The organism is Bacillus sp. MMSF_3328 (assembly GCF_030733525.1).
Taxonomy (GTDB): Bacteria; Bacillota; Bacilli; order Bacillales; family Cytobacillaceae; genus Bacillus_AB; species Bacillus_AB infantis.
In genome coordinates this window covers 27679-52231 of sequence record NZ_JASHIV010000006.1, presented here as the reverse complement: position 1 = coordinate 52231, position 24553 = coordinate 27679, and the positions used below count along the sequence as shown (strand labels likewise).

Genomic DNA, 24553 nt, shown 5'->3' with positions numbered 1-24553 from the left:
CTATGAAAATTTTATGTGTATGCGGACTGGGACAAGGAACTAGCCTGATTTTAAGAATGAATGTTGAAACTGCTTTAAGGGATATGGGCAAAACTGCCGATGTGGAAAATACGGACGTATCGAGTGCCTCAAGTATGTCATCCGATTATATCATCACCAGCAACGAGCTGGCAGATACCCTGCAGGGGACAGGCTCAAAGGTGTTAGTGGTGAATAACTATTTCGATATGAATGAAATTAAGACAGCTTTGGAAAACGGATTGGAATAATAGCTATAGGGGGAATTTGGGATGGAAGCTATTAAGTGGATAGCCTCAAATATATTTGGCACACCGGCGATCTTGCTCGGGTTTATTGTGCTGCTGGGTCTGCTGCTGCAGAAAAAGAACTTCAGCCAGCTTACCTCGGGTACATTTAAGGCGATCATCGGGTTCCTGGTCATTGGAGCAGGCTCCAATGTAATCGTGAACGCTTTAATGGTATTTGAGCCATTATGGAAGGAAGTTTTCAATCTTGAAGGTGAATCTCTTGGGTCCTTTATGGGACAGGATGCCTTCAATGCAAAATATGGAAGTGCAGTCACGCTGGCAATGACTGTTGGTTTTTTGATAAATGTACTCCTTGCCAGATTTACGAGATTTAAATTTATCTATCTGACAGGACATATGATGTTCTGGACCACTACCATTTTTGCGGGTGTAGTTGTCCATAGTGTTGGTGATGTCTCATTTGGAAAACTGGTCGTCTTCCTATCTATCTTTATGGGAATTTACTGGACGCTCCAGCCTGCTGTGACACAGCCTTTTATGAGAAAAATTACAGGCAATGACAATGTTGCCTTAGGACACACCTCCGCATCAGTAGCCCTTTTGGCTGCCCTCGCGGGTAAGGTGCTCGGCAATAAGGAAAATGATTCAGAGAAAATCAAGCTCCCTAAGGGACTGGAATTTTTAAGAGATTCCAATGTCATTACTGCCATGACAATGGGATTGCTGTTCTTGATAGGTGCCATTATCCTGTCAACAAAGAATACCCCGGAAGCTGCCGAGCTGATTGCTCAGGCCGGTGATCAGAATTTCATTATTTACTCTATTGTGCAATCGTTTACGTTTGCTGGGGGAATTGCCATTGTATTGATGGGGGTTAGGATGTTCATTGGGGAAATTGTTCCTGCCTTCAACGGAATTGCGACTAAGCTGGTGCCGGGAGCAAAGCCGGCTCTTGATAGCCCGATTGTATTCACATATGCACCGAATGCAGTCATCCTTGGATTCCTTGGTGCTTTTGCAGGGGCGATTCTTTGGCTGCTGGTACTGGGGAATACAGTGAGCTATGTGTTTGTACCAACCATGATTGTACTCTTTTTCCATGGTGCGACGGCCGGTGTATTCGGGAATGCAACCGGTGGAGTAAGAGGGGCTGTATTGGGCGGTTTTATTACGGCAACTGTAGTAGCCTGGGGGCAATATGTAATGGTCAAAATGCTGATAGCTGATACCATTCCGGATTCGGCCATGTGGGCAGCGGATTCTGATATGTTTATTCTGGCCCCGATGGTCAGGTTTCTGGCACAGCTGTTCTTTTAATAGAGGGAATTTTCTGGGAAGGGCATGAAAATGCCCTTTGCTTATTCCAGTAATAACTAAATTAGGGAGGTTCCAACATGAGTTTCATACGCACACTGAGGGGAGATATTTCTCCTGAAGAATTAGGTTTTACCTATTCCCACGAACATATCGTCTGCCGTCCTGCCTATTGGGCGGAAAGAAACGAAGATGATCTGCTCCTGGATGATAAGGAAAAGTCCAAGCTGGATGTCGCAGATTTCAAAGCACATGGCGGCCGTTCGATCATTGACGCCACAGCTGTGGATTATGGGCGCGATGTGCAGGCAGTAAAAGAAATATCCGAAGAGCTGGATATCCATATAGTCGGTACAGCAGGTTTTAACAAGAGTTTCCTTTGGGATGCGGGCATCAAGGAAAACTTAAAGCCGATCCTGGGAAATCATCGGACTTATGCTGAATGGATTGATTCAGCATCCATAAATGAGCTTGCGGATTTTGTCATAAGAGAGGTGGATGAGGGCCTAGAAGGAACGTCTATGAAAGCTGGACAAGTGAAATTCGGCACCGGTTATAACCGGATAACACCGCTGGAGGAAAAAACGCTGAGGGCAGTTGCGAGGGCGCATCATGAAACTAGAGCACCTATGCATTCCCATACAGAAGCGGGAACGATGGGCCTTGAGCAGATTGAATTGTTAAAAAGTGAAGGGGTGGATTTATCCTATATGAGCTTTGGCCATATGGACCGCAATCCTGATCCTTATTATCATGAACAAATTGCCAGTACAGGCGCTTATCTCTGCTTTGATGGCATTGCCAAAATTAAATACGCACCAGAAAGCGCACGAATCGCCTGTATTCTAGAACTCGTAAAAAAAGGATATGAAAATCAGATTCTGGTCAGCGGGGATACGGCAAGGAAGACGTACTACAAGCATTATGACTATGGGCTGGGACTGGAATATATTATTGCCAAGTGGGTTCCAAGATTCATAGATGACGCAAACAGACAAGGGTTTAATGGGGAAAAGCTGATCCGCAAATTCTTCGTAGAAAATCCGGCAAAGTGCTTTGCCTTCAAAAAGTAGGTGGCCAAAACCATGATATTTCAGAATGAGAATTCCTTTGAAGTAAAAGAGAAAATAAAAGCTGCAAAAACAGCTATATTGCCAATTGGGGCTGTAGAGGCGCATGGCCCCCATCTTCCGCTCGGGACCGATAATGTACTGGCTGAAAGGCTGGCTGAGAGAGTGGCAGAGAAAACAGGAGCTTATATCCTCCCAACGCTTCCATATGGACAGGTATGGAGCCTGAAAAACTTTCCCGGGAGCATCAATGTAAGCAATGAATCCCTGATCAGCCTGATTGCTGATATTGGAAGGAGCCTGTATGAACAAGGCTTCCGTGTATTTGCTGTGATCAACGGCCATCTTGGTAATGCAGTTGCATTAAAAGAAGCTGCACGCAAGCTGTACAGTGAAATTCCGAATCTTAAAGTCCTCTACCTTTTCTATCCTGGCGTAAAAGAAGTAACCGAATCAGTCAGAGAGACTCCCTCTGCCCATTCGAGCTATTTTCACGCGTGCGAAATTGAGACGTCTTACATGCTCTACCTGGCAGAGGAATATGTAGACATGTCAAAGGCAATCAATGACGTGCCCGTAATTCCTCTGAGTGCTGATGCCACACCGACGCCATGGGAGGAGTTTACGTCTTCCGCTGTATTAGGAAATGCCAAACTGGCTACGAAAGAAAAGGGAGAGATAATCATCCATAAAGCCATAGAAAATATGGCAGCTATGATTGAAGGTGCAAAAGATGATATTAAATGAGATGAAAAAACTTAATGATTACATTCTTTTCAATTTCCTTGCCAAGGATAAAGAGAATGCGGAGGAAATTATATCTGCTGGCGAAGGCTATATCGTCCCGGGAATCGTATCTTCCGATTTTACTGCTATTGAGGAAGCTGCTAAAACCGTAGAAGAGATAAAAGAAGTCGCCCCATTGGTCAGTATAGGGCTTGGCGATGGCGGGAATCCCGCTAACTGGGAGAAAGTTCTCGGCATTGCTGCTAAGTCACAGCCGGGCCATATTAACCAGCCTTTTGAGAAATCCAGTTATGTAAGGGGAGTCCTATATGGAATGGGACAGAAGCAGATGGTTAACGGCCTTGTTGCACCAACTGGAAGGATTGGTTATGTAAAGGCCGGCGGCGTTGAGATGGCGGCAGAAGAGCTTGTAGAGCTGGCAGCGGCAATGGGGATTCCATCGATTAAGTTTATGCCTTTAAAGGGAACCATCCATCTCGAAGAGCTAACGTATCTAACAAAAGCCGCTGCCCAAAAAGGAATTATGGCAATCGAACCTGCCGGAGGCATTTCAGAGTCCAATATCACAGAAATCATTGCTGCGGTTAAAGATACAGGCATTCCTTTATTCATGCCCCATATCTTTGGGTCAACGATTGATAAGCATACCGGAAGGACCCTTGCTGAAGAGGTTGCAAAGATCGTAAAGAAAGCCAAGGGGGGATTATCATGATTGAGAATTATTTTAACAAGGCAAAGGAAAGACTTGATGTAATCCTGGAGAATGAGAAGGATGCTATGTCAAAGGCCGCCGGGAAGGCAGCAGAATCAATTTTGAATGGAGGCATCGTCCAGCTTTTTGGCTGCGGACACTCCCATATCCTTACTGAAGAAGTCTTTTATAGGGCCGGCGGGCTTGTACCCATTAAGCCCATCTTTCATGAACCGCTTATGCTTCATGAAGGGGCTCTCCGCTCTTCTCAAATTGAACGGAAAAATGATTATGCCAGAAGCTTTCTTCAGGAACAGGATATTCAGAAGGATGATACCGTATTTGTCCTATCCACCTCTGGGAGGAATCCAGTACCAGTCGATGTAGCACAGGAGGCAAAGAGAAATGGCGCATATGTGATTGCCCTTACATCCATTGAATACTCTCAGAGCCAGCCTTCCAGGCATAACAGCGGGAAATACTTATATAACTCAGCTGATCTGGTCATCGATAACCACTCAGTCCCAGGAGACGCCATTCTTCAATACGATAAAGTTGCTGTCCCGTTTGCTCCAACCTCAACAGTAGCAGGAAGCACTATTTTGAATGCTATTTTTGCAGAAGCGATCAAAATAATGGCTGACAGAGGACATGAACCGCCTATCTTTCTAAGTGGAAATATTGATGGGGCGGATGAGCATAATAATAGGCTTGTTGAGAAGTATAAAACTAGAATACCTCTGCTGTCATAGGTAAAAGCTGCCGCTCAAAATTAATGAGGGGCAGTTTTTATTTTAAATATTCTTCTTTACTCCTTTGCCTCATACATCCCCGTAATCCCCCTAATAAACTCCCGTGTTGCATGCGATACATAACGCCCTTTTTTCTGGATGATTCCAAGCCTCCATGGAATGGACGGCCCCTTGAGCCTGACATTCCTGATGTGGTCCGAGTTCATCCTTTTGGCGATGGATGGAGGCAGGATTGCAATCCCCAGATTTTCAGCGATCATCTCGCTGATAAAGTCCCACTGGGAGCTTTCATAGGCGACTTTCGGCCGGAAGCCGGCTTTGATGCAGGCTTCGGTGATGCGGTCATGGAGGGTGAATTCCTCGCTGAACAATATAAAGGATTCCTCCTGGAGGTCAGCTAACTTCACTTCTTGCTTTTGGGAGAAAGGAGAGGTGGCATGCATATAAAGCATCAGTTCTTCATGTATGAAAGGGGTGATGTCAAACTGCGACTCATCTGCCGGCAGCACAGCTACCCCGAAGTCGAGCAGTCCCTCTGCCACCTCTTCCATGACTTTATTGGCACCGTGTTCAGTCAGCAGAATCTCCACATCCGGATATTTCTCCTTAAACGATTTAATTACCTTTGGAAAAAATAACACCCCTATCAGCGGCGGGATGCCGATTTTGATTTTTCCCTTCTTCAGGTTCATCAGGTCATAAAGGTGTGTCGATAGATCATTGATCGATTCGATTACCTTCTGCCCCTGTTCATATACGATTTCACCTGCTTCTGTCAATTCAATCTGGCGTGCAGAGCGGTCAATGAGCTCGATATCAAGTTCATCCTCAAGACTTTTGACCATTTTGCTGAGTGTTGGCTGTGTGAGATGAAGAACGCTCGAAGCCTTAGTAAAGCTCTTTTGCTGGGCAACTTCAATAAAATAGGTCAGTTGGCGTATATCCACATGCTTTCCTCTTTCCTCTATCTATGAATTTTTTGCATAGGAACTATAGTTATAATTCATTTTACTTATTATTCCTGCGGGAGTAAAATTTCCTTTGTTCCTTGTTAACAGGGTGAACAGAATAAGGGCAGGAAGAAAAGCCCTTGAAGTTTAGGGGGAAAAAGAATGCTGAGTATTGTGATCGGCCTGATCCTTTTAATGCTGCTTGCCTATATGGGCTGGTCGATTATCTGGGTGGCTCCGATTGTAGCCGGAGCTGTCGCTTTAATGAGCGGCCTTGATTTAATGAGTACTTACACGGATACGTATATGGGCGGATTCGTTGATTTTACAAAAAAATGGTTTCCGATTTTCCTGCTTGGAGCGGTATTCGGGAAGCTGATGGAAGATACAGGCGCTGCCAAGTCGGTCGCCTATCAGATTACAAAGTTCATCGGCAAAAAGCGGGCCATCCTGGGCGTGCTTATGTCCTCAGCCATCCTGACATATGGCGGGGTCAGCCTGTTTGTTGTTGTGTTTGCAATTTATCCTATTGCTGTCGCCTTATTCAAGGAAGCGGATATCTCACGGAATCTGATTGCGCCAACAATTGTGCTCGGTGCATTTACGTTTACCATGACCTCAATGCCTGGCACGCCGCAGATCCAGAATCTGATTCCGATGGTCACATTCGGAACGACGCCAATGGCCGGAACGATCATGGGGATCGCAGCGACTCTTATCATGGCGGCTGGAGGCTATTTATGGCTGACATTCCGGGAAAAAAGCTTTTCTGCCAAAGGCATCATCTTCAAGGATGCAGCAGGCGAGGAAAAAGAAGCAGATAAAAATGAAGTGCTGCCCAATTGGATTTTATCTCTTCTGCCGCTTCTGATTGTTGTCATTTTGCTGGACTTTGTAAAACTCGAAGCCATTCCGTCACTTATAGCGGGGATTGCTGCCATCATACTTATTAATATTAAACAATATAAAACTTTCATCCCAGCCATCAATGAAGGCGGGAAAGGGTCAGTAATGGCCATCATTAATACGAGTGCCGCCGTCGGATTCGGCTCAGTTGTTACAGCGGTGCCTGATTTTGATAAGATCACCGGCATGCTCCTTGGCATTTCTGATAATCCGCTCGTTTCAGAATCGCTGATTGTGCAGGTGCTAGCAATGATCACCGGGTCGGCATCAGGGGGGATGGGGATTGCCCTGCAGGCACTGGGTGATACTTACGCACATCTCGCCCAGAACTCGGGAATCAGTCCTGAAGCCTTCCACCGGATGGCGGCGATCGCATCCGGCGCGTCCATCCTGCCGCATAACGGCGCATTGCTGACCTTGTTAGCAGTGACAAAATCGACCCATAAAGACAGCTATAAAGATGTCTTCATGGTTGGCCTTGTCATTCCGGCGATTTCAATGGCCATCGCCCTCCTGCTTGCAGGCATGGGCATCATTTAAAAAACAAAGGAGAGAATTCTATCATGGTTGAAAACAAAGTAGTAGTTATTACAGGTTCTGCAAGCGGCATCGGGTTTGAAATAGGCAAAAGCTTTGCGGAAAACGGAAGCAAGGTCGTACTGACAGATTTGAACGCAGAAGGAGTCGAAAGAGCTGCTGAAGACCTCCGCCAGCTTGGCTATGAAGCAATCGGCCTGAAAGCCGATGTAACAAGTGAAGAAGATATCAAGAATATGATTGAAATGGCTAAAGAAAAATACGGACGTCTGGATGTCCTGATCAATAATGCAGGCCTGCAGCATGTATCTCCAATCGAGGAATTCCCGACTGCGAAATTCGAACTGATGATCAAAATCATGCTGACAGCGCCATTCATTGCGACAAAGCACGCGTTCCCGATCATGAAGGAGCAGGGCTTCGGCAGAATCATCAATGTTGCTTCCATCAACGGCCTTGTCGGATTTGCCGGCAAAGCGGCTTACAACAGCGCCAAGCATGGCGTCATCGGCCTGACGAAGGTAGCTGCATTGGAAGGTGCGCCATTCGGTGTGACAGTCAACAGCATCTGCCCGGGCTATGTTGACACTCCGCTCGTCCGCGGCCAGCTTGAGGATATTGCGAAAACAAGAAATGTTGCATTAGACAAAGTACTCGAAGAAGTGATTTATCCGCTTGTTCCGCAAAAGCGCCTGCTGGATGTCAGCGAAATTGCTGACTATGCAATGTTCATTGCAAGCGATAAATCAAAAAGCGTGACAGGACAGGCCATTGTCATCGATGGCGGCTATACTGCTCAATAAATCATGATCAAGCTTCCCCTGCCTCTCCACGCAGGGGATTTTTTTCCTTTCTATCCCCGCAAAAGCCCCCAAACATGCTATGTTAAAAGAATGATATAGGAGGATGGCCTCATTAATGATTGTCCGCAAACATGCATACATATAAAACAGACCAAAATGCAAAGGTAGTGTCCAGATGATAAAAGAAACCTTAATCAACCCTGAAGCCTGCTACCGGGAGGCGGAGAAGAAGGCCGCTGCCTATTTTCAGGCTCTATTTGCGCAGGCATCAGAAAAAAGCTTTATCCCTGTTCTGGAAAGAGACTTTCATTCATGGAAAAAGAATCATCGGCAGACATCGTCTTTTTTGCCGTTTTTTTCACGGAAAAACAGAAAGCCTGATTCCAAAGCTTATCATTCTTATATCAAGTGGCTGGAATACAGGGGCAAGCTGGATGATTATCTGGACCGGAGCATTTCATATTTATATATGAGGGATTTGGGGAAATCCCTTGATGACCGGGATACGAAGGAAAGTATCGGAAGGGCAGTGGAGAGCCTGAAGGAGCGTCTCACGGCACCGAAGCAGCAGGAAGCAGGGAATTTCGGCATGGCCGGGCTGTACAGATGGGCTGAGAAAGAGGGCATCCAATCAGCTGTCATCTGGCTGATGGAAAAATTGCAGCAGACTGCACGGAATATCCCTGAAGGCATGGATGCTGCCCATGCCCAGCGGAAGCTGATTAAGATCATTGCAGGCGTACTGATGCATGAAACTGAAGCTATGAAAGAAGGGATAGAGGCAGGGGAGCGGAAAAGAAGATTGGATCGGGCTATCAGGCTTGGCTATTCTTATGGACTGACTTATCCTTTCATAGATGATCTGCTGGACAGCCGGGTACTGTCTGAAGATGAGAAAAAACAGTTTTCTGAGCTGATCCGCACTACCCTGACAACAGGTAGCGTCCCGCCGCTTGGCAGGTGGCAGCGTGCTATGCTGCCTTTTATCACCTATGTACATAATGAGCTGCGGGAAGCCTTCCATTATATAAAAGCCCAGCAGACGCCGGAGACGCTGGCCAGCTTCCTTGAACAGGCTTATGTCTTTTTCCAGTCCCAGGAGGTGGACCGGCAGAAGGATCTGAATGATTCATCATACACAAATGAAGAATTGTATATTCCCGTTATCCTGAAGTCGTCCTCGTCGCGCCTGATTGTCCGTTCCGTACTGAACAGTGGAAAGGATGACGGCTTTGACAGCCGGACCTTTTATTATGGAATCTACAACCAGCTTGCCGATGATTTTGCTGATCTGTTTGCTGACCTGGAGGATGGGGCGGTCACCCCTTATACATACTACCTCACCCATTACAGGGCGCGGCATGACCTGCTGAATCCGTTTGAGGTGTATTGGACCGTTATTGTCCACCTGATCCATGATGTCTACGGTTCCAATCCAAAAGCGAGGGAAGTAATTTTGGACCGGGCCATCAATGGTTTAAAGCGAAGCAAGGAGAGGCTCGGAAAAGAAAAATACAGGGAAGTCATGGAGCTGTTTGCACCCGGAAGCCCGGAGTTCAGCCGGCTGATTCAGCAGATGGCAGCAAAGGCCGCTGATGTCGACTTTTTCGATAAGCTGCTGAGAGACCATATGCTTGACAGCCTGCAAAAGGAGCGGCTGGGGCAGGAGGATTTCCGGTATAAAGTGGAGGAAGTGCAGAAAAGGATTAATAACGTGCTTCCGATTGAGGATAAAGATCTGCTGATGGGGGAGCCTGTCCGGGAGGCGGCCAATTACAGCCTGGCAGCCGGGGGAAAAAGGCTGCGGCCTGTCATTGCCTGGTTTGTGGGCGTTGAGGCATACGGTATGGAGGAAACTGCTTTGATGCCGCTTCTCCGGTCCTTGGAATACATGCACACAGCTTCTCTGATTTTCGATGATCTTCCGGCCCAGGATAATGCCCCGAGCAGAAGGGGGAAGGCTGCTGTCCATGAGGTATATGGCACGGCAGCAGCTGAGCTTTCCGGTCTTTATTTGACGCAGAAAGCTATGGAGGATCAGGCATCGCTCACCTCTTCCACGCCGGATGCGGTCCTGGAACTGATCCGCTATACCGCCCGTTCAACCGCTGAAATGTGCCGCGGGCAGGCGATGGACCTAGAGGCGAAAGGAAAAGCATTGACGGCAGGGGAGCTGGATGCTCTTTGTTTTTATAAAACAGGCATCGCCTTTGAGGCGTCCATTATCATGCCGGCCATCCTTGCAGGAGCAGAACAGGATGAAATTGATGTCCTGAAAAAATTTGCCCGGCATGCCGGGATCGCATTTCAGATACGGGATGACCTGCTCGACGTGGAGGGAGATCCGATGCTGCTCGGCAAGCCGGTAGGAACGGACAGCAGAAACAAGAAGGAAACATATGTATCAGCACTTGGGAAGGATGGCGCCAAAAGGTCGATGTGGGAGCATTATTGTTCGGCAGCTGAATTGCTTCAGGAGCTGCGGGGGGAGTTTGCCTTTTTGGGATATCTGCTGGACTATATGGTTCATCGTGAAAAATAAAATAGATTGCGTACGGCTGCTGTGAAGCGGCCTTCTTCTATTTTTAGCGAGCACACTATCATTTTCTTTCAATACTTGCCAATTTTATCATTATGATCTATAATATATATAGATTATATATAATATAAAACATACTTAACGGAGGACTATCATGGTTGTTATGGATTTTAAAAATATGCTGTGGAACTATACACGGAAAATCAGCGAAAATACAAATGTGATTATCACTTCCATTTGTGAGCAATATGGACTTACAAGCCTTCAGATCCGGATACTGGTCGAAGTTCAGCAGCATGGTTCCCATACAATCGGCAGCCTTGCATCCCGTCTGAACATGGCTGGCACCAATATTTCAACCATGTGCAAAAAACTCGAAAAGCTGGAATTCCTGAGGCGGTTCCGGGATCCGAATGATGAGCGCGTCGTCAAGGTAGCTCTTACCGAGAAGGGTGCTCAAACAGTTGAGGAAATGAATGCAGCACTGATAGAGAGGATTTCTTTTTCCATAAAAGACGAATCCGATGAGTCGCTTACTGACATTATTGAAGGCCTTAAAAAGCTGAATGAATTGCTGGAAAGAATGAAATAAATAAGCTCAAGACATCAAAGGAGATATGAAGAATGTGGCAGGAAATATTATCAACGTACGCTTCAATGTTTGATTGGCATATGTGGGCGGAGATGCTGACCTCATCAAAAGCATGGGGGATGATTTTATCCCTGGCGGTCCTTGAATGTATACTATCAGCCGATAATGCACTGGTCCTGTCGGCTTTCGTCAAGCCGCTGCCTAAAGATCAGCAGAAGAAAGCCCTCATTTTCGGACTGTGGGGAGCTTATCTGTTCCGATTCATCTTCATCGGTCTCGGTACGTTCCTGATCAAGTTATGGTTCATCAAATTGATCGGTGCCTTGTATCTGCTATGGCTGTCCGTTAAGTTCTTTATGGACAAGCTGAAAAACAAAGAGGAAGGCGAAGAGGATGAGGCCCGCAAGCCAAAAGGCTGGCTTGTTACGACATTCGGGCTCTTCTGGGCAACCGTCATCAGTGTCGAGCTCATGGACCTGGCGTTCTCAGTCGACAGCATCCTGACCGCCCTGGCTGTATCAGAGGAAGTCTGGGTCATCCTGCTCGGCGGCATGATCGGCATCCTGCTGATGAGGGGTGTTGCAACCTTCTTCATCAGCCTGATGAACAAAGTGCCTGAGCTGGAAACAACCGCTTATGCACTGATTACCTTCATTGCGGTTAAAATGGGACTGACACTGGTCGAAATCCATATACCGAATGAAATTTTCATCGGCGTGATGATCCTTGCGTTCATTGTTACCTTTATCATTCACGCTATCCGCAAAAACAGGACAGAGAAATTCTCACACTGATTAAAACGCCCGGCAAAGCTGGAATCCAGCTTTTAGCCGGGCGTTTTTGTATTGAGAAAAATGGAATGAAGGTTTCACAATTTGGCTATTTACAGCCATTGGCTAATCTGGCAGCAGGTGAAAGAATAGACCTCCACTTATTCCTGTGTTTAGGACAGCCCCTGATGGGAAGAGAGAATGGTAGAGCAAATAATAGGAGGAATCAGATTATGAGCAAAACCATTTTCATTACCGGTGCAGGCAGCGGACTTGGAAGAGGGGCTGCCATCGGCCTTGCCAAAAAGGGGCATAAAATCATCGCGACAACAGAAATTACACCGCAAAAGACAGATCTTCTCAGGGAAGCACGCGATCTTGGACTTGATATGGAGGTATTCAAGCTGGATATCACCAATGAGCGTGACCGGGCTCAGATAGAGGAATACGATTTTGATATTTTTGTGGCCAATGCGGCCATCAATGAAGGCGGACCGCTCGGTGAAGTGCCGATGGACCGCTTCAGGGCTTTATTTGAAGTGAATGTGTTTTCCACTTTGGAGACTGTTCAAATCGCTGCCCGGAAATTCGTCAAAAAAGGCAGCGGCAAAATCATTTTCTTGAGCTCGATGGCAGGCATTTCCGCAACTCCTTATGTCGGACCTTACACCGCTACTAAGCATGCTATTGAAGGAATTGCACAGACATTGAAGAGCGAGCTCGAGGGATTTGGCGTAAAAGTTGCCACGATCAATCCAGGCGCCTATAACACGGGGTTTAATGACCGCAGCGCCGAGGAAATATGGAAATGGTACGATGAAGACAAGAATTTTACCAGGAAAGAAGATATGCTCAAGCAGCAGGAAGGGCTGAAGCATCAATTCGATCCGGAGGACATGATTGAAAAAATGATTGAAATCATTCCGGCGGACCATCATAAATTCCGTACGGTCCATCCGCAGGAAACCGAAGAACAATTGAAGAAAACCCAGCAGGAGCGCTGGGAGATGGAGATATAGGATAAGGGGTGCCAGGCACCTGCTGCGGCAGGTACTGGCACTTTTTTTGTCACTATTTGAAGTCTGCAGGCATATTTCCCCGGAAATGGTCGAATGCAATGGTATTGTGAAGATGTCGTGCCAGGCACCGGCCGTGGACAGAATAGGTTGTAGTGTCCATATGGAGTGTCAGGCACGGTCATTACAGGGAATGTATTTTTTGTAGAATTAGGCCGATTTTATGTAGAATAACTGAAAAACTTGGTAGAAAAACTTATATTTTATGTAGAATACTAGGAAACTTATGTAGAATCGAATGGCAAATGACTGATAAAATGCCGGTCCGAAGCCAATCGGACCGGCATTTTTTTACATTAAAAACTCACTAACTAGCACCAAACCTTCAAGCAGAAATTTCTTACTTCATCACTTTAAAACGTCCATACATAAAAATGTAAACGGTTACTTAAATATTTAAAATAATTTAAATTGACTGACTAATTTTGCTGTATTATTATACTAATATTAATAATTTTTCGCTCACCGAAATAATAAATTCAGAAAAGGAGGGAGTTTCCTATGTCCCAAATGTTGGCAGTTGTTATTCTTGTTTTAATTTTATTCATCGGAGATTTTGTGGCAGTCCGTACGAAGGCATGGGTGCCTTCCATCTTTGTGTGTGCAGTATTATTCCTTGCGGGATATTGGACATTTTTTCCGCAGGATATCGTCGCGCTGGCAGGTGTGCCGCCGGTTGTTGCGACACTAATGATGTATCTGCTGATTACAAATATGGGTACGCTCTTATCGGTCAAGGAACTGAAGGATCAATGGAAAACGATAGTTATTGCTATTTCCGGCATCCTTGGCATCATCGCCATACTCTTCGCAGTCGGAACATTTATCTTCGGCTATCAGACGATTGTTGTGGCAATTCCGCCGTTGGTCGGAGGTGTAGTCTCTGCCTTGATCATGTCAGAGGGTGCAAAGGAAGCGGGGCTTGCTTCACTGTCCGTGTTCGCCATTGTCATCTATGTGATGCAGGGGTTTGCAGGCTATCCGATTACATCCTTTGTTTTGAAAAAAGAAGGAAAGAACCTGCTGGAAGCCTATCGCAAGAATGGCGGTGCCACACTGAAGGAACCGCAGCCTGCCAAAGCGGAAATGGCAGCGGCGGCTGAGGCTCCAGCCGCGCCGGAGCTCAAGCTGTTCAGGAGTATGCCGGAAAAATACAATACCGATTTCTTCAAGCTGCTGCGCCTTTCGGTCGTTGCTTTCCTGGCCTACCAGGTTTCCGCCTGGCTGGCGCCTGTTGTCAGTGTGAGCCCGTTTGTCATCTGCCTGCTGTTTGGCGTAATCGCCACAAGCTTAGGCTTCCTGGAAAAGCAGGTCCTCCAAAAGGCCAATGCCTTCGGTTTCGCAATTATGGCCTTGATGCTCTTTATCTTTGATGGTCTGAAGCAGGCAACACCGTCCATGATGCTGCAGATCATCGGGCCGCTGGTCGGCACTATTGTGCTTGGCGTCATCGGGATGTACATCTTCTCCTTTATTGCCGGAAAAATTCTCGGCGTCAGCAAAAATATGGCCTTCGCCGTATCATTGACAGCTTTATATGGATTCCCGGCAGATTATATAATCACGAACGAAGTGATTAAATCACTGACCGAAGATGAGGAAGAAAGGGAGATGCTGACTAGCCATATGCTTCCGCCAATGCTCGTCGGCGGCTTCATCACCGTCACCATCGTTTCCGTTGTCCTCGCAGGGTTCTTTGTCAGCCTCTTATAAAGAAAGGAAGGATTAGAACATGAGTCTAATAAAAGAGCAGCTTGCTGCCAGAATAGAGAAGCATATAGAAGCGCTGAGTCATTTTACGGCTACACCTGGAAAGGGTACAACACGGCTCACCTACAGTCCGGAAGACCTTCAGGCCCGCAATTATATTAAGGGAAAAATGAAAGAAATCGGATTGGAAGTCACTGAGGACGGCCTTGGAAATATTTTTGGAAAGCTCGAAGGAACCCTGGAGGATGCACCAAGCGTGCTGATTGGCTCACATTTTGATTCTGTTCCGAATGGCGGCTCCTATGACGGACCGGCAGGCGTTGTGGCAGGTCTTGAAGTGGCTGCGCTGTTTGCAGAGAATAATGTGAAGCCGAAATACCCGCTGGAAGTCATCACAATGGTGGAAGAGGAAGGCTCCCGCTTTGGAGGCGGTCTCATGGGGTCGAGAGGTATCACCGGGCTGATGTCCGAGACAGAATTTTTCAAGCTGGCAGACCGGGATGGCGTGCTGGCGAAGGACGCAATGGAGAAAATCGGGCTGGATCCTTCTCTTCCAAAGCAGAGGGACCCGAAAACGATTAAAGCGTTCCTGGAGCTGCATATCGAACAAGGGCCAATACTCGAGGAAAAAGGTATCCCGATCGGTGTGGTAGAAGCGATTGTCGGTCTGACCCAGCTGGAAGTAACTGTGAAGGGGCAGGCAGGCCATGCCGGGACGACTCCGATGGACCGCCGCTCGGATGCACTCGCTGCGGCGGCTGCCATCATTGCCGGGCTTTCGGGACTGGCTGAAGCAGAAGGGGAAGGGAGCGTTCTGACCGTCGGCCGCCTGAATGTTTTTCCTAATGGAGCCAACGTCATCCCGGATAAAGTGGTGTTCTCAGTGGATATCCGCTCAGGCAAGGAAGAGCATGTACTGAATATGGTTGAAAAAGTGAAAGAACGAATCGGCTCCTACGATGGCGGCGGAATTCAGACCTCCGTCGAACAGCCGCTGTATATGAAGCCTAAAGCAATGAACGAGGAAATCCTGACGCTATTTAAAGAAAAAAGCGCTGAATTGAATATTCCATACTGCCCGATCAACAGCGGAGCCGGGCATGACGCAATGGTCCTTTCCGATTTCACGGACGTAGGCATGCTATTCATTCCAAGCAGGAACGGCCTGAGCCATTGTCCTGAAGAATGGTCAGATTCCAAGGATATTGCGAAAGCCGTCGAAATTTTCTATGAAGCAGCAAAGAAGCTGACGGAGGCTGAGTAAGATGCTCCACCCTGCAATCAAAGCCTCTATTCAGGCTGGCAGAGAAGAGCTGGTCAGCATCCGGAGGAAGCTTCACAGCGAACCGGAGCTCCCGTGGGAGGAAGAGAAAACAACAGAGTTTGTGGTTACCTCTCTTGAAAAACTCGGCATTCCCTTCAGGAGGATGAACCCAACCGGGGTGTTGGCTGAAATCACCGGCGGCAAACCCGGAAAACGGGTGGCCTTGAGGGCAGATATGGATGCCCTTCCTGTTGATGAGCTGAATAACAATTTGCCTTATGTGTCAAGCTCTCCCGGAAAAATGCATGCCTGCGGACATGATGCCCATACAAGCATGCTGCTTGCCGCTGCGAAGGCCCTTGTGGAGATCAAAGGCGAGCTGCCAGGCACCGTCCGCCTGATTTTCCAGCCGGCTGAGGAAATTGCCGAAGGGGCGAAGGAGATGGTGAAGCAGGGAGCGATGGAAGGGGTCGACAATGTGTTCGGCATCCATATCTGGTCCCAGATGCCGACGCATAAAATCTCTTGCACTCCTGGCCCGTCATTTGCTTCCGGCGATATATTCAGAATCAAGTTCAAAGGACGGGGCGGACACGGTGCCATGCCGCACGAATGCATTGATGCCGCTGTTGTCGCATCTTCCTTTGTCATGAATGTCCAGGCAGTCGTATCACGGGCCATCGATCCGCAAAGCCCGGCCGTCTTGACAGTCGGCAAGATGTCAGCCGGCACCCGCTTCAACGTCATTGCGGAAAATGCCGAGATTGAAGGAACGGTCCGCTGCTTTGATGCGGAAACGAGGGATCATGTCGAAAAGCTGCTGAAGCAATTTGCAGAGCAGACCGCCTCTGTCTACGGGGCAGAAGCCAAGGTGGAATATATCCGCGGCACGGAAGCTGTCATCAATGAGGAACAAAGTGCAGGATTGGTGCAGAAGATCGCGGAAGAAGCTTTCGGGAAAGAAGCGATCTATCATGAAAAGCCGACAATGGGCGGCGAGGACTTCAGCATCTACCTCGCACACGCACCAGGAAGCTTCGCACTCGTCGGCAGCGGCAATCCTGATAAAGATACCGAATGGGCTCACCACCACGGACGTTTCAACATAGACGAAGACGCACTCACAACAGGCGCAGAGCTTTATGCGCAGTATGCATGGGTGTATCTGAATGATTAGTGTGGGTGCCAGGCACCGCAGATGGACAGATTGGGTAAAAGTGTCCATGGGCGGTGCCTGGCACTTTTTTTGCGCTTAAACACCGTGTTGCTACCCATTACAGAAGGCGCAGAGGGCCTTGCGGACACTACCAACCGGCTACTGGAACGGTCAAATCAGGCTGCCAAAGAAGTGGACAACGCAGATGAAGTGCTTTCGATCATCAAAAAAATCGCTGACCAGACGAATTTGCTAGGTCTGAATGCGGCCATTGAAGCAGCAATAGCAGGCGATAAAGGCTTTGGTGTAGTGCAAATGAAATACGAAAGCTGTCCCATGAAACCATCTCTTCCACCGAAAAAATTTATTATTCTAAAGTGGCCCCCCGCTCTAAATTAAATGTGGCTATTTCATTTCCCCTCATTCCTGCTTTCAGAAAGTTATGATAAAATTCCTAAATAGATAAAAACATATTTTTATAGACTGGTATTTTGTAAGGGTTTTCCTGGAGGTGTTTAATGTTTTTTTCGCTGCGTAATCGTCTCTTTGTGGTTTTTACTTTTTTGCTAACGATTCCATTTATTATTTTTTCCTTTCTGATACCCAACTGGTTTGCATCCATTATAGAGGATCAGACTCAGGAGCTGACCGTGGAGATGATGGATCAGTATAAGCTTTATGTTGACTCCATAGCAGTACAAGCTGAGGATCTTGGAAAGCAGGTGCTTGTAAGCCAGGCAGCCCAGGAATGGATGAAGGCAGACGGGAGTCCTGCAGAACTATCTAAGGAAAAAAGGCTGCTTTTAAGAAATCAGTTGAAGATGCTCTTATCATCCATGATGGTCAATAATTCAAATGGAATGTCCATATCCGTCATTCTGAACAATGGAACAGGAACCTGGGGGAACATACCCAATCTATATAGAACGGCATGGTATAGAGAATATACAAAAACGGACCAGCCTTTCATTAAATCCCATTCAGATGCATACCAGCCGGTTCAAGGGAATATGAACAGCTATATACTGCCGCTGATTGATATGAACACCTTTATTTCGTATGGGGTAATAAAGGTCAACTTCCCTACCGATCTGCTGGAAGCCGGGTTACGGAAAAATACAATCGGGTCAAACGGCAATGCCTACCTGGTAGACCGGGAAGGCGATAACGTATTGAAAGGGAAACCTGATACTCCAAAGGAAGTATTGAACAGCAGCCTTGACGAGATTGTACAGCAAACATCTGACAAAGGATTAGTCAGGACAGATTATAAAGGCGAGAATTATTATGTGTTTTTTCAAAAGCTTTCTGTCGGAGATTGGATTTTGATCAGTGAAGTGACAGAGTCTGAACTGTTCTCTAACGTAAGAAGCCTGCAGCGTACCATGCTTATCATCAGCGGAATTGTTTTCCTTATGACGATTGCAGCCTCTTATTTGCTTTCTTCCAACATTGTCAGTCCTTTGGGAAAGCTTGCAAAAGCAATGCAATTAGTGGAAAAAGGAGAATTTGCTGGTGCGAAGCGGCTCCTTCCTGCAATAAAATCATCAAATAATGAAGTAGGATATGTCATCAATGTTTTCGGACACACGGTAGATCAGCTGAAAACTAGGATTGAAACAGAATATGAAGCAAATATCCGGCGCCGGGATGCAGAATATAAAGCCCTGCTGCTTCAAATTAACCCCCATTTCCTTAATAATACCCTTGAAATCATAGGCGGGCTTGCGGCACAGGGGAAGAATCATGAGGTAATGGATGTAAGCGTCCATTTAGGAAGAATGCTTCGCTATTCATTAAATACTCATTCAGACATTGTAACTGTAAGAGAAGAATTTAATTATATCCGGAGCTACGCAGAAATTTTGAGAATCAGGTATGAGGAAAGCATTCACATCCGTATCGAAGAAGATCTTCTGCTTAAAGATTTCCCTGTAATAAAGTTCTTTCTTCAGCCGCTCGTTGAAAATGCAGTCAAATATAGTTTTACCGAAAAGACTTATGCAGATATTTTCATCAAGTCTGAAATGCTTAAGGGGAAAGCCTGCTTCATAGTGGAGGACAAAGGGGCTGGAATGAGAAAGGACACAACGGAGGAACTAATGGAAGAAGAATCCATGCAGGAGACGGAAAGTGTATTGAAAAGTAAAGGAACAAGCATTGGCCTCAGAAACGTGCTTGGGAGAATGAAGCTTTACTATGGGGAGCGTTTTTCCTATTCCATTAAAGCAGAGTCTGGAGCAGGAACACAAATCATCTTTTATATTTCATTTGAGGAAGGAGTACGGAAAGATGAAGGTGCTTATAGCTGATGACGAAATCCAGGTGAGAAAAGGGCTGCGTATGAAGGTGGATTGGGAAGCAGAAGGCTTTGTCATCGCTGGGGAAGCATCCAATGGAAAAGAAGCACTCGAAATGCTGAAGGCAATCGAATTCGACCTGGTGATTACAGATATGAGAATGCCAATCATGGATGGACTGGAATTGGCCAAAGTGTGCCAAAGAGAGTTTCCTGCAGTAAGGATCCTTGTTTTGTCCGGGTATTCCGACTTTGAATATGTAAGGGGTTCTATGAAGGAGGGCGTTAAGGACTACCTCTTAAAACCTGTCGCACCGGAAGAGCTCAGGGAAGCACTGCTCAAAATTAAGAAAGAGGCTGCCATAGAGCGGGAAAGGCGGGAAGAAGCTAGCCAGCTGCGCATGCTTTTTAACAGCCACCTCCGGGAAGTGCAGGAGCAATTTTTATTATATCTGGTGAAAGAGGAGTGGCTTCAAAGTCATATGGTGATGGAGAGGCTTAAACAGCTGCAGCTGGGAGTGCTGGCAGATGAGGAGCAGTCAGTTCAATTTATTTCTGTTGAAGCAAGGGCAAGCAAGGGGATGGAAAAGAGGATGGAAGAGCTGTGGCAGCCCTTCCGACTTCTCTCGAGGGAACTGGCAGAATCAGCAGAAGTGACGTTTTCCTTCTATGATCCAAATTATGGGGGAATCATCCATTTCATCAGGCAGCTGCCGGCAGCCGGCTGTAAGGAATACCATACAAAATTTATAAATAGCCTTCAAATTAAGGTGAAATCAGCTCTTAGGCTGGAAACGGTCATTGGGATTGGCAGGCCTGTTGCCGGTTATTCCAGGTTTAAGAATGGCTATATTTCCAGCATGCTTGCCTGGAGCAGAAGCCGGATCGGCCCATATTCACAAGTAATTGACGGAAATGAGGCAGGAGAGGATCCTTTTGAATTTTCCCCGGAAATTGAAAAGAAACTTGTAAACTCGCTTGAAAATGCAAATCTGCCTTCTTTTCATGCTAATGTCTCTTCTTTGCTAGGCGGGAGGGACAATCAATCAATATTGTCATTTTCTTTCGTATCAAACAGGGTACTATTTCTCCTGGGATCCATTGCACGTAAGTATGATATTGAAACTAATGAAATACAGCAGCGCATGTGGATATGCCAGCAGACAATCTGGGAGTTAAATTCGTGCGAAAAGGTCATTGAACAACTGAATTCCTTAGCTGTAACCATTTCAGATAAAGTCCGGGCAGCACGTTTTTCAAATGGAAGGCTGATCCTTGAAGGGGTTCGCCAATATTTGGACCAGCATTATGCGAGTGATATATCCCTCGGGATGCTTTCAGATATGTTTCACATCAACAGCGCTCATCTGTCCGAGACGTTCAAGAATCATTTTGGACAGAATCTCAGTGATTACCTTGTAAACCTGAGAATGAAAAAAGCATGTGAATTTCTGAAAGATCAGCAATTGAAGATTATTGATGTGGCTTATCTGACAGGGTACTCCAATCCCGGTTATTTTAGTACGGTGTTTAAAAAGCATTTTGGCCTGACTCCGGCCGAATACCGTCAGATGCAGTGATCAGCAGTTCACTTAGGGGGGAATTATATGAGTAATAAACTTTTCGGTGTTGGGATTGCCGTTATTTTTGCTGCTTTATCACTCTATGTTCTGCATCTGATTGAATCACTTCCAGACAAGAATAAAGACACCCAGCCAGTCTCTGCCAGCAGGACACAGCTGACATTCTGGAGAAACAGCGGAAATGCGACAGAAAATAAAGCATATGAAGAATTGATTGCTGACTTCGAAAAAGCGAACCCTGATATTGACATTCAGATGAAATCTATTTTATACAGCGATTATGAGATTAAATTAAGAACAGAGATTGCCAACGGGAATCCTCCGGATATTATGGCGATCGACAGCCCGACTCTTGCACTGTATGCCAATAACGGTTCCCTTCTCTCCATTGACTCCTTTATGAGAGAGGAAGCTAATATTGAAGATTTTCCGGAGGCCACTCTCAAAGGGCTGAGTTATAAAGGGAAAATATACTTATCTCCCATTGTGGAATCCGGTATTGCTTTATTTTACAATAAAAATCTTTTTAAAAAGGCTGGTATTCCTGAACCTTCTTCCGATCCTGCAGAGCCGATGACATGGGAAGAGGTCGCTGAAATTGCCAGTAAAGTCAATAATCCGGCAAAAGGAATTATTGGGATCGACCCGGCCCAGGGGTTTGGCGATGGCGAAGCGCCAGCTTATTTTAAGACACCTTTTTTGTGGCAGTTCGGTGCCGAGGTTTTGAGTCCTGATGCCAGTACTGCAGCCGGATACCTCGATTCAAAAGAGGCAATTGAAGCACTTCAGTTTTTTCAGGACTTATATATCCGTTCAGGAGCAGCCTCGGCGGAGCTTCCTCCCGCCTCGTTTGAATCCGGCAGGCTGGCCATGGCCGTTCAGGGATCATGGGCTTTAAAAAGCATGGAACAGGATGCCAACTTTACGCTCGGAAAGGATTTCGGCATTGCTCCGCTTCCAAAAGCAAAGGTTCAGGCAGTGCCGAATGGAGGGTGGGCTCTCGGAATATCAGCAAAAACAAAGCATCGCCTGGAGGCTTGGAGGTTCATAAAATATGCAACAGGCTATGAGGGAATGAAGACGTATGTGTCAATTACCGGAGATCTGCCGGCAAGGCAATCAGTCGCCAAAGCGATTCCTGAGCTTAATGAATATCCGGCAAATATATTTATGGAGCAGGCGCTCAACCACTCCAGAAACCGTCCGGTAACGCCGGCATATTCAGTCGTCAGCAGCAGTATACGCACCTTGTTTGAAGAGATTGGCATGGGCGGAAGAAATGTAAGGGAAGCAGCTGCAGACGCTGTAGAAAGGATTAACAGGGGAATAGATGATATCAAATCTCCATAAAGTATGAATTTGCTCTTGGCACTTTGCCAAGGGTTATTTATTGTGTCTTTCATCTTTACAGGAAGATTACCGGCCATGCAGGTACAGACCTGAAATAACCGGGTCAGGCAGCATAAATAGCAGATACCGAAATTATTAAAGGTCAAAAACCGAATATTTTAAACTAAAAATTCTGATAAAAAAGCTATAGTTATAGACAGAAAGCAGATGAAGAAATCAGTCAGAAAGATAAAATGAAATCGCTTCCTTTGCTGAAGCGGAGGCAAAAGATAGGGGGTATACAGTTTGCAGGAACTTGTCAGAAATGAAAACGCCAAGCCTCATGAAGCCATCCCGGACAGGAGATGGTCCAAAGCTCTAAAGAAAATGGAGTACATTAAAAAAAATTACTTTCTGTACTTGCTGATAGCGCCAGCTCTCATTCTTACCATTGTCTTTAAATATGTACCGATGTACGGGGCGATTATTGCATTTAAGGATTTCAGTACAATTAAGGGGATTCTGGGCAGCGAATGGGTGGGATTCGCACACTTTACCGAATTTCTGACTTCTCCAAATTTCGGCAACATATTTATGAGTACGCTAAAGCTCAGTGTATTTGGCCTGATTTTAGGCTTTCCCATTCCCATCATTCTCGCCCTCATGCTGAATCAGCTCCGCAGGGCCGCTGTTAAAAAGAATGTACAGCTCATCCTCTACGCTCCGAATTTTATCTCGGTCGTAGTTATTGTCGGGATGCTGTTTATTTTCCTGTCCCCTGCAGGACCGATCAATCAGATTGTCACAATGATTACAGGAAAGCCGGTTATGTTTATGTCAGATCCTGATTATTTCAGGAGCATTTATATTCTTTCAGGAATCTGGCAGGCAGCAGGGTGGTCTTCCATCATCTATGTAGCTGCACTGGCCAATGTTGATCCTGAGCTGCATAATGCCGCAACCATAGATGGAGCTAATATTCTGCAGCGGATCATTCATATTGATCTGCCGACAATGAGACCGCTCATGGCTGTTACGTTTATTCTGTCAGCAGGCGGCATCATGGCCATAGGTTTTGAAAAGGCTTACTTAATGCAGACAGCCATGAACTTGCCAACATCTGAAATTCTTCCAACTTATGTCTACAAAATCGGTCTTCAAGCCGGGGATTATGCCTATTCCACTGCTGTAGGACTCTTTAACTCTGTGATCAATGTCATTTTGCTGGTGATTGTCAATTCTGTAGTGAAAAGGCTCAATGAAGGAGAAGGCCTCTACTAGTCCAGGGAAGGAGAAACTTGCATGAACATCAAACATACTCGGCTTGACCGCATTATTCTGAATCTGAATAACCTTTTCTTGTGCCTCGCGGTGCTGGTTGTCCTCGTTCCGCTGGTGTACGTAGTCATCGCTTCATTTATGGATCCCACCGTTCTTTTGAATAAGGGGATATCGTTTAAATTGTCAGACTGGAGCCTTGAAGGCTATAAGCTGATACTTTCAAATGACGCAATGGTAAGAGGTTTTATAAATTCTGTTATCTATTCTGTTGGTTTTGCACTCATAACTGTAGTTGTGTCCCTTTTTGCTGCTTATCCTTTATCTATCAATGGCTTTGTCGGCAAAAATTTATTCATGACTTTATTTATGATCACCATGTTTTTTGGAGGCGGCCTGATCCCGACCTATCTGGTTGTCAAGAATCTGGGGATGCTGGATACCATGTGGGCGATTTTGCTTCCAGGTGCCCTGAATGTCTGGAATATCATTCTCGCCAGAACTTATTTCAAAGGAATCCCGTATGAGCTGCACGAAGCAGCTAAAGTGGATGGAGCTTCGGATGTACTGATCTTTTTCAAAATTGTTCTGCCGCTGTCTAAACCGATTATCTTCGTCCTGGCCATGTACGCATTTGTCGGGCAGTGGAATTCTTATTTTGATGCCATGATCTATCTGGATGATCCAAAGCTTCATCCTTTACAGCTTGTTTTGCGATCAATCCTTATTCAAAACCAGGCAGAGCCGGGAATGATCAGCGACCAGCTGGCCATGGCTGAACTGAAGCGGATATCTGAGATTATAAAATATTCTTCTATTGTTGTATCCAGCCTTCCGCTAATCATTATGTATCCATTCTTCCAAAAGTACTTTGAAAAAGGGGTTATGGTTGGTTCGTTAAAGTGACGGGCCGGCTGA

The 24553-nt window shown here is 46.2% G+C and carries 22 protein-coding genes; 21 read left to right on the top strand and 1 reads right to left on the bottom strand.

Annotated features, from left to right (window positions below; genetic code table 11):
* The first annotated feature begins 2 nt into the window (after positions 1-2).
* From RBB45_RS12145 to RBB45_RS12120, 6 genes are all read left to right on the top strand, one after another.
* Positions 3-269 (top strand): PTS sugar transporter subunit IIB, encoded by a 267-nt coding sequence (locus RBB45_RS12145; RefSeq protein WP_224951322.1) that lies wholly within the window; start codon positions 3-5, stop codon positions 267-269.
* 21 nt (positions 270-290) lie between these two features.
* The gene (locus tag RBB45_RS12140; protein ID WP_224951324.1) at positions 291-1586 is read left to right on the top strand and encodes a PTS ascorbate transporter subunit IIC; all 1296 of its coding nucleotides are present in this window, start codon (positions 291-293) and stop codon (positions 1584-1586) included.
* Positions 1587-1663: 77 nt separating this feature from the next.
* Positions 1664-2656, top strand: a complete 993-nt coding sequence (locus RBB45_RS12135; RefSeq protein ID WP_224951326.1) for a phosphotriesterase family protein — start codon at positions 1664-1666, stop codon at positions 2654-2656.
* 12 nt (positions 2657-2668) lie between these two features.
* On the top strand, positions 2669-3400 hold the full coding sequence (locus RBB45_RS12130; RefSeq protein WP_224951328.1) for a creatininase family protein: 732 nt from the start codon (positions 2669-2671) through the stop codon (positions 3398-3400).
* Complete coding sequence (locus RBB45_RS12125; protein ID WP_371931584.1) at positions 3378-4112, top strand: KDGP aldolase; 735 nt, start codon at positions 3378-3380, stop codon at positions 4110-4112. The genes RBB45_RS12130 and RBB45_RS12125 overlap by 23 nt, the downstream gene beginning before the upstream one ends.
* Positions 4109-4843, top strand: coding sequence for an SIS domain-containing protein (locus RBB45_RS12120; RefSeq protein WP_224951331.1), 735 nt, complete (start codon positions 4109-4111; stop codon positions 4841-4843). The genes RBB45_RS12125 and RBB45_RS12120 overlap by 4 nt, the downstream gene beginning before the upstream one ends.
* 56 nt (positions 4844-4899) lie before the next feature.
* Here the strand turns inward: RBB45_RS12120 and RBB45_RS12115 are convergent, their stop codons facing one another.
* A complete protein-coding gene (locus RBB45_RS12115) occupies positions 4900-5790 on the bottom strand; it encodes a LysR family transcriptional regulator (RefSeq protein ID WP_224951333.1) in 891 nt (296 codons plus the stop codon).
* A gap of 165 nt (positions 5791-5955) precedes the next feature.
* Between RBB45_RS12115 and RBB45_RS12110 the strand changes: the two genes are divergently transcribed.
* The 15 genes from RBB45_RS12110 (at position 5956) to RBB45_RS12040 (ending at position 24541) form a co-directional block, all read left to right on the top strand.
* Positions 5956-7239, top strand: a complete 1284-nt coding sequence (locus RBB45_RS12110; protein ID WP_224951335.1) for a GntP family permease — start codon at positions 5956-5958, stop codon at positions 7237-7239.
* A 23-nt stretch (positions 7240-7262) separates the two neighbouring features.
* Positions 7263-8039 carry a 3-hydroxybutyrate dehydrogenase gene (locus tag RBB45_RS12105; protein ID WP_224951337.1) on the top strand — a complete coding sequence of 259 codons (777 nt, stop codon included), beginning with the start codon at positions 7263-7265 and terminating at the stop codon, positions 8037-8039.
* Between the two features lie 175 nt (positions 8040-8214).
* Positions 8215-10581, top strand: coding sequence for a polyprenyl synthetase family protein (locus RBB45_RS12100; RefSeq protein ID WP_224951339.1), 2367 nt, complete (start codon positions 8215-8217; stop codon positions 10579-10581).
* Between the two features lie 151 nt (positions 10582-10732).
* A complete protein-coding gene (locus tag RBB45_RS12095; RefSeq protein WP_009791834.1) occupies positions 10733-11170 on the top strand; it encodes a MarR family winged helix-turn-helix transcriptional regulator in 438 nt (145 codons plus the stop codon).
* A 32-nt stretch (positions 11171-11202) separates the two neighbouring features.
* Positions 11203-11964, top strand: coding sequence for a TerC family protein (locus RBB45_RS12090; RefSeq protein ID WP_022543473.1), 762 nt, complete (start codon positions 11203-11205; stop codon positions 11962-11964).
* A 209-nt stretch (positions 11965-12173) separates the two neighbouring features.
* Positions 12174-12959, top strand: a complete 786-nt coding sequence (locus tag RBB45_RS12085) for an SDR family oxidoreductase (protein ID WP_094769113.1) — start codon at positions 12174-12176, stop codon at positions 12957-12959.
* Positions 12960-13517: 558 nt separating this feature from the next.
* Positions 13518-14729: a hypothetical protein gene (locus RBB45_RS12080; RefSeq protein ID WP_094769112.1), complete on the top strand. Its 1212-nt coding sequence runs from the start codon at positions 13518-13520 to the stop codon at positions 14727-14729.
* A gap of 19 nt (positions 14730-14748) precedes the next feature.
* Entirely contained in the window at positions 14749-15990 is a 1242-nt protein-coding gene (locus RBB45_RS12075; protein WP_306009621.1) for a Zn-dependent hydrolase, read from the top strand.
* 1 nt (position 15991) lies between these two features.
* Positions 15992-17167, top strand: coding sequence for an amidohydrolase (locus RBB45_RS12070; RefSeq protein ID WP_306009620.1), 1176 nt, complete (start codon positions 15992-15994; stop codon positions 17165-17167).
* A 30-nt stretch (positions 17168-17197) separates the two neighbouring features.
* Entirely contained in the window at positions 17198-17545 is a 348-nt protein-coding gene (locus tag RBB45_RS12065) for a methyl-accepting chemotaxis protein (protein ID WP_306009619.1), read from the top strand.
* A 119-nt stretch (positions 17546-17664) separates the two neighbouring features.
* The gene (locus tag RBB45_RS12060) at positions 17665-19458 is read left to right on the top strand and encodes a sensor histidine kinase (protein WP_306009618.1); all 1794 of its coding nucleotides are present in this window, start codon (positions 17665-17667) and stop codon (positions 19456-19458) included.
* Positions 19439-21025: a response regulator transcription factor gene (locus tag RBB45_RS12055; protein WP_306009617.1), complete on the top strand. Its 1587-nt coding sequence runs from the start codon at positions 19439-19441 to the stop codon at positions 21023-21025. Before RBB45_RS12060 ends, RBB45_RS12055 begins: the two co-directional genes overlap by 20 nt.
* 27 nt (positions 21026-21052) lie before the next feature.
* Positions 21053-22378 (top strand): ABC transporter substrate-binding protein, encoded by a 1326-nt coding sequence (locus RBB45_RS12050; protein ID WP_094769106.1) that lies wholly within the window; start codon positions 21053-21055, stop codon positions 22376-22378.
* A 366-nt stretch (positions 22379-22744) separates the two neighbouring features.
* Positions 22745-23638: an ABC transporter permease gene (locus RBB45_RS12045; RefSeq protein ID WP_094769137.1), complete on the top strand. Its 894-nt coding sequence runs from the start codon at positions 22745-22747 to the stop codon at positions 23636-23638.
* A 21-nt stretch (positions 23639-23659) separates the two neighbouring features.
* On the top strand, positions 23660-24541 hold the full coding sequence (locus RBB45_RS12040; RefSeq protein WP_094769105.1) for a carbohydrate ABC transporter permease: 882 nt from the start codon (positions 23660-23662) through the stop codon (positions 24539-24541).
* The last annotated feature ends 12 nt before the right edge of the window (positions 24542-24553 follow it).